The sequence below is a fragment of the Bradyrhizobium sp. P5_C11_2 genome, assembly GCF_054049755.1.
On the sequence record NZ_JBFULT010000868.1, the window covers coordinates 1 to 2029 of the forward strand.

At 65.1% G+C, this 2029-nt stretch carries 3 protein-coding genes; all 3 read right to left on the reverse strand.

The window, feature by feature from the left end; all coding sequences use genetic code 11:
- Positions 1 to 75 precede the first annotated feature (75 nt).
- Positions 76 to 783, reverse strand: a complete 708-nt coding sequence (phoB, locus tag ACXJL8_RS39645) for a phosphate regulon transcriptional regulator PhoB (RefSeq protein WP_456619596.1) — start codon at positions 781 to 783, stop codon at positions 76 to 78.
- Between the two features lie 21 nt (positions 784 to 804).
- The gene (gene phoU, locus ACXJL8_RS39650) at positions 805 to 1521 is read right to left on the reverse strand and encodes a phosphate signaling complex protein PhoU (protein WP_456619595.1); all 717 of its coding nucleotides are present in this window, start codon (positions 1519 to 1521) and stop codon (positions 805 to 807) included.
- An 11-nt stretch (positions 1522 to 1532) separates the two neighbouring features.
- On the reverse strand, positions 1533 to 2029 hold a 497-nt coding region (locus ACXJL8_RS39655; protein ID WP_456686880.1), incomplete at its 5' end, for a phosphate ABC transporter ATP-binding protein.

The following is a 2029-nucleotide window of genomic DNA, read 5'->3' on the forward strand; positions in this document are numbered from 1 at the left end:
GGGTTATGGGTCCCGGCCTTCGCCGGGACGACACCGATATCGTGGCGACAGCTCGCCAAACCAACTCGCTCTAGCCTACGTCTGCTCCGCCTTCGCGAAGCGATCGTCCAGCGCGTAGCCGGCGCCGCGCACGGTGCGGATCGGGTCCTGTTCGCGGCCGAGATTGAGCAGCTTGCGCAGGCGACCGATGTGCACGTCGACGGTGCGTTCGTCGATATAGATGTCGCGGCCCCAGACGCTGTCGAGCAGCTGCTCGCGCGAGAACACGCGACCGGGATGCTCCAGGAAGAACTCCAGCAGGCGATATTCGGTCGGGCCGAGATCGATCGGACGGCCCGAGCGCGCCACGCGGCGCTTGTCGCGATCGAGCTCGATGTCGCCAAAGGCGAGCACGGTGGCCAACCGCTCCGGGCTGGCGCGCCTGAGCAGGCCCTTCACGCGCGCGAGCAGCTCCGGCACCGAGAACGGCTTGACGATGTAGTCGTCGGCGCCGGTCGCAAGCCCGCGCACCCGCTCGCTCTCCTCGCCGCGGGCGGTGAGCATGATGATCGGAAGCTGCTTGGTCTCGGGCCGGGTGCGCAGCCGCCGGCACAGCTCGATGCCGGACAGCCCTGGCAGCATCCAGTCGAGTACGATCAGGTCGGGGATATGCTCCTTGAGGCGGGTGTCGGCGTCGTCGCCGCGCATCACCGTCTCGACGTCATAGCCGTCGCCTTCGAGGTTGTAGCGGAGAAGCTCGGTCAGGGCTTCCTCGTCCTCAACCACCATAATGCGTGCGCCCATGTGGTCGTCGCTCCTCAAGCCTTAAGTGTTCGGGACCGTCGTGGCGAAGGTCGTCATGTCGCCCTTCGGTCGCTTGTCGGTCATCGCCTGACCTTCGATCATGTAGAATACGGTCTCGGCGATGTTGGTGGCGTGGTCGCCGATCCGCTCGATGTTCTTGGCACAGAACATCAGGTGAATGCAGAACGAGATGTTGCGCGGATCCTCCATCATGTAGGTGAGGAGCTCGCGGAACAGCGAGGTGCAGATGGCGTCGACTTCCTCGTCGCCCTTCCACACCGCCATCGCCGCCGGCAGATCATGCGCGGCATAGGCGTCCAGCACCGACTTGACCTGCTGCTGCACGAGGTCGGTCATGTGCTCGAGGCCGCGGAACAGCTTGAGCGGATGGAAATCCGTCTCCAGCGCCGCGACGCGCTTGCCCATGTTCTTGGCGAGATCGCCGATGCGCTCGAGATCGGTCGCGACGCGCATGGCGCCGACGATCTCGCGCAGATCGACCGCCATCGGCTGGCGGCGGGCGATGGTGAGCACGGCGCGCTCCTCGATCTTCTTCTGGAGCGCGTCGATCTCGACGTCGGTCGCGACCACGCGCTGGCCGAGCGCAACGTCGCGGCGGATCAGCGCATCGACGGAATCGACGATCATGCGCTCGGCAATCCCGCCCATCTCCGCGACCAGGCGCGTAAGCTCCTGGAGGTCGGTGTCGAAGGCCTTTGCGGTATGTTCGGAAGCCATATCCTGTCTCCTCAGCCGAACCGGCCGGTGATGTAATCCTGCGTACGCCGATCGGTCGGCGACGTGAAGATCTTGCTGGTGTCGTCGAACTCGATCAACTCGCCGAGATACATGAAGGCGGTCTTGTCGGAGACGCGGGCCGCCTGCTGCATGTTGTGGGTGACGATGGCGATCGTGTAGTTCTCGGAGAGCTCCTGGATCAGCTCCTCGACCTTGGCGGTCGAGATCGGGTCCAGCGCCGAGCAGGGCTCGTCGAACAGGATCACCTCGGGCCGCACCGCCACCGTGCGGGCGATGCAGAGGCGCTGCTGCTGGCCGCCGGAGAGCGACAGGCCGGACGCATTGAGCTTGTCCTTGACCTCGTTCCACAGCGCGCCGCCGCGCAGCGCCTTCTCGACGCGGTCGTCCATCTCGGACTTCGAGATCTTCTCATAGAGACGGATGCCGAAAGCGATGTTCTCGTAGATCGTCATCGGGAACGGCGTCGGCTTCTGGAACACCATGCCGA